At 39.6% G+C, this 4,360-nt stretch carries 6 protein-coding genes and 1 pseudogene; 2 read left to right on the top strand and 5 right to left on the bottom strand.

Annotated elements, in window-relative coordinates; genetic code table 11:
• Nucleotides 1-39 precede the first annotated feature (39 nt).
• The 3 genes from AB6C75_RS22890 to AB6C75_RS22900 form a co-directional block, all read right to left on the bottom strand.
• Nucleotides 40-717: an HAD family hydrolase gene (locus AB6C75_RS22890; RefSeq protein WP_372109408.1), complete on the bottom strand. Its 678-nt coding sequence runs from the start codon at nucleotides 715-717 to the stop codon at nucleotides 40-42.
• A 143-nt stretch (nucleotides 718-860) separates the two neighbouring features.
• The gene (locus AB6C75_RS22895; protein WP_102580039.1) at nucleotides 861-1,199 is read right to left on the bottom strand and encodes a hypothetical protein; all 339 of its coding nucleotides are present in this window, start codon (nucleotides 1,197-1,199) and stop codon (nucleotides 861-863) included.
• Between the two features lie 103 nt (nucleotides 1,200-1,302).
• Nucleotides 1,303-2,112, bottom strand: a complete 810-nt coding sequence (locus tag AB6C75_RS22900; protein ID WP_122047261.1) for a class I SAM-dependent methyltransferase — start codon at nucleotides 2,110-2,112, stop codon at nucleotides 1,303-1,305.
• An 80-nt stretch (nucleotides 2,113-2,192) separates the two neighbouring features.
• Between AB6C75_RS22900 and AB6C75_RS22905 the strand changes: the two are divergent.
• Nucleotides 2,193-2,351 (top strand): annotated as a pseudogene (locus AB6C75_RS22905) (IS110 family transposase); the annotation flags it as partial.
• Nucleotides 2,352-2,403: 52 nt separating this feature from the next.
• Here the strand turns inward: AB6C75_RS22905 and AB6C75_RS22910 are convergent.
• Together AB6C75_RS22910 and AB6C75_RS22915 are read right to left on the bottom strand one after the other, a co-directional pair.
• Nucleotides 2,404-2,688: a hypothetical protein gene (locus AB6C75_RS22910; RefSeq protein WP_372109410.1), complete on the bottom strand. Its 285-nt coding sequence runs from the start codon at nucleotides 2,686-2,688 to the stop codon at nucleotides 2,404-2,406.
• A gap of 215 nt (nucleotides 2,689-2,903) precedes the next feature.
• A complete protein-coding gene (locus AB6C75_RS22915) occupies nucleotides 2,904-3,524 on the bottom strand; it encodes a hypothetical protein (protein WP_372109412.1) in 621 nt (206 codons plus the stop codon).
• A gap of 118 nt (nucleotides 3,525-3,642) precedes the next feature.
• On the opposite strand from AB6C75_RS22915, the gene AB6C75_RS22920 reads away from it, so the two are divergent.
• Nucleotides 3,643-4,360: IS110 family transposase (locus tag AB6C75_RS22920; RefSeq protein WP_372109414.1), on the top strand; the 718-nt coding region annotated here is incomplete at its 3' end.

Genomic DNA, 4,360 nt, shown 5'->3' on the forward strand with positions numbered 1-4,360 from the left:
CTACCGATGTATTGTTGAACGCGAAATGTACAGCAAAGATCAACACGCCCTAATCTCATACTCGTTTTTTATACGGGGCAATTCCTCATATGTACTGATTGCTTTAACTGCACCGCTTAGATCATTTTTACCATTAAAGCTATGCTTAACAGCAATGACATCACAGCCACTAGATTTACCAGCACGAATACCCGCTGTGGAATCTTCAAACACAATTGTTTGGCCAGGTGAAGCCGCTAATCTACCAAGAGCTAAAGTATAGGCTTCAGGATCCGGTTTATGCTTAGTTACGTGCTCCTGTGTGATAACAAGGTCAAAAGCATTCTCGAGCTGCAACGAGGTTAAAATATTATCAACCATCCATGTTGCTGCTGAACTAACAACTCCACACTTTTTCCCTGCTAGTTTTAACTGTTCTATGTAAGCCTTAGCCCCAACATTTAGCTCAAGATCATCATTGAGCATCTGTTCGTAATGAGCTCGAAAGTGGTAATTAAACTCTTCTAAGTCAGGAGCAATATTAGCATTTTCAAAAAAGTGACCCGTTACAACCTGCCAACTTTCCCCCATAACATCTTTGTAAATGTTGTGGTCTACGTGTGCGCCATAATCTAAACAAGCTAATGCTAACGCTTTGCCCTTTAAAGGCTCTGAATTTACTAATGTTCCGTCCATATCGAACAGATAAACTTCGTAATCTTTCAATTCACTCTCCATGTTAGATTTTTCAAGCTCGTATAAGCCTAGTTAACTAGTGAAAAATGCAACCAAACTAATATGACTACCTTACCCACAAAAGCCGACCATTACAAAAGTGCCGAGCGTTTTGGAATCCAGTTAAACAATCTATTAGGTGATGGCTACGATAGTAGGCAATAAAGTAGTGGCAACAAACTAGCGAGCAATAAGCTGTGCCCAACAGACGTACTCTCTAATTTTGTCACAATGGTTGATTTAGCAGACTCGTTTTCAATTAACGAACTAGCAGAAACGCCAGCCATGTTACTAGGGTCACTATATCCGACCTTATGACCGGAAAAAGACAAAAGTGAACCCAGAGCAAGAAGAATTAGCATTGAATAGAAAGCATAATCACTAGAAAATGCTAGTTTCAAATAGCCTGTGAAATACTCGAAAGTAACCACAACTAGCAGTGCTAATAAATTTGATAGCACTATCAACCTTACGAATTTAAACATATTCCCTCTGATACTAATAGAACAGCTAACGTCCCAATAAACTGTGAGTGAACGTGTGCCATAATGAAGCGAAACGGAATCGGCACACGCTTATGAATCCGACTTAACTGCTTTGTGAACTGGCTTTTCTAGCGATCACTAAACCATGATTACTTGATCCCAAAAGGCTTGCTTCATCGCAATTTGCTAAATGATAATCTAACCATGTCTGATATTGAGATGGCGTAAAGTTATTAACACCGTTAGATATGTAACGTCCAAATCCATCTGTTGCTGCGTGTCCAATTACATTAAACCCATTTTTGTTTACAAGATTTTCAATTTCACTAGGCGTTGCGAAATACCCGACCTTGAAAAAACTATCGGCTTTAGCGTTTGATACCGTGCCATGTTTATTTAACTCTAGAAGCACCTCCGGAGTGACTAGCTCTGGAAATTGTTGGGCAAACATACCAGCGACAAAGAAACGTGAAATATAGGCTATGGCTAGTACACCATTTGGCTTTAAAATCCTTAGTGCTTCATTAACCGCAAGCTCTCTTTCATGCAGAGTTTTTAGGTGGTACAAGGGCCCAAGAATTACACAAACGTCTTGAGAATTACTTTCGATAAATGACACATCACAAGCATTACCCTCAAACACTTTTAACTCAATACCTTCAGATTTTACTTTAGTATTTAAAATCTTCACTTGGTCAGGCGCAAGTTCTACTGCTGTAACATCACAACCTAATTTTGCAAAATGTAAGGAATAGCGCCCCGTTGCTGCTCCTAACTCACATACTGATTTCCCTTTAAGTAAATAAGGTGTGAGTTTATGTATCGTAGTATCAAACTCTAACTGAGCAATATATTGCCGAGTTAGCCTTTCATCTTCGTTTGCACCCGTATATTGGGCTATCAATTCTTCCATTGATCAACATCTCCTTTGCCAGTTAGCACCCAATTAAGTAGCTGACAACGCTACCACTACACAGTCGACTTAAATTTGTTATTAGAACGATACTTAAAGGTATCGCCCTAACAAAAAACCACTTTAGTCTTCATGTCGTAGACCAAAATGGTAAAGTCTTACTTCATAAGTAAGTAACCCTAACTAAACTATTGACTACAATAGCAAATATGCCACTCATGCGTATAGGCGTTGAAGCTAGTAGCGAGTAGCGAAAAATAGCTAGCTGGTCTATAAAATTGCTATCGCTTGTTATAAGCGAACTAGCTTGACCGTATTACTTATTTTTTTATTGTTCAGCCCAGACTCTAGTGCTGCTGCCTTAGTTTTAGCTGACTCTTCATAAGCATTAAATACATCGCTATTTTTACGACCGCTAAAGTGCAGAAAACTATGAATAATAAGCATAAAGAAGGATATCAACACAACAAATATGGGCGCTAAACCTAACCCATCAATGTTCGTTGACAAAAGACCTAGAACAAAAAATACACTCGATATAAGTGCAACCGATTTACTGCGAGATGATGAGCCCATAAGTAACCCGCTTTACATAACTAAAGAAAGAATATTACTGAGAACCTTTTACGCATACTTTGAAATACTTAACAAATGCAATAGCTTATAACGAAAATTTAAAGCGTGAACAACGCAATACCGAAGCAGCCACATTCCACCCTAAACACTAAATTCAACGCATAGTGAAAATGCCACGCGTTGCGAATCCCCCTTAAACAGTTTGTATGCGCTTATTACACCTTTTTTCCTAACATAAGCACACCTGGAACAATGTAATCATCACTATAAACGTGCTCAACATCTCTCTCGGGGAAACACCACGCCATTACATCCGCTTTTATATTTTTATTTACGTTGAGAATTGCTTCATCAATTGAATTTAGAACCTCATCTGGGGAACGTGACTTCATATAAAACACAATGAATGTCACTGCTACAGCACTAACATCATCACTACCTTTAGTATGCAATGCATCTTTTACAGCTGAGGCTAAAGACTGTTCAATTTGATTTAGGTAATTACCATCAATAGACATTTTCTTAAATTTGGCTTCAACATAATCCTCAGTACCACTTTCAAAAGAAAGCCATAAATCAATACGTCCATTTACTTCTTCGCCATCATTACCTTTGACCGATTGAAACTCTTCTAAAGCAATTGCTCCTGATGCCCACGCAGAACTAGCCAGCAAATCAACATTAGCACGTTCATTATTATTGTAAGGCGTATCTCCACACTCTGTTAATCGAGCGTATCGTTCAATATGAAATGCCCAAGTTTCACACATAGAAGTCCAATGTTTCATTTTTTTCTTTATTTTTAGCCCCTTAGAGCTATTAGATAAAAACTTCAAGATTTGTTCCTTATCAAATTAAAACGCAAAATTTAAAGAAGCGCATAACGAATGACATGGATTCCCCCTACCGAGGATCTGCCACACTTATGTGGTACTTAAATGCATCGGAGGTACCATGTCTGATTATTCTTATTTCTGCGGTATCGACCTAGCTAAAAACCACTTCAGTCTTCATGCCGTAGACCAAAATGGTAAGGTCATACTTCATAAGTCGGTAACTCGCTCTAAACTGCTGACTACAATAGCAAATATGCCACTCATGCGTATAGGCGTTGAAGCGTGTGGTGGTGCACATTATTGGGCAAGAACACTCAATAAACTTGGGCACGACGCCCGCATTATGGCCGTTAAATACGTAATTCCTTATCGAACTAAAGGAAAGAACGACCTTAATGATGCTGTTGCCATATGCGAAGCTGTTCAGCGTCCATCAACTCGCTTTGTACCCGTAAAATCCCCCGAGCAACAAGCCATCTTATCGGTACATAGAATGAGAGAGCATTGGGTTCGTGAGCGCACCGCGCTTATGAATCGCATGCGCGCCCTACTCTCTGAGTTCGGGTTAATCATTCCTGTTGGCCGCTCTTCATTAATGAAACACGTTCCCTTAATGCTTGAAGATGCAGAAAATGAACTGCCACATCTCGCAAGAACGGTGATTGCCGATGCTTATCACCACCTTGGAGAGTTGAATCAACGTATCGCCGATACTGAACAAGTCTTCGACTCTTTTGCTAAGGTCAGCGCTAATGTTCAACGAGTGATAAAAGTTCGAGGCATTGGACCGCAAACCGCTACTGCGATACTTGCTTCGATAGGCAATGGTTCTCAAT

It is taken from the genome of Vibrio sp. 10N.237.312.B06, assembly GCF_041464685.1.
Classification (GTDB): domain Bacteria; phylum Pseudomonadota; class Gammaproteobacteria; order Enterobacterales; family Vibrionaceae; genus Vibrio; species Vibrio tasmaniensis_A.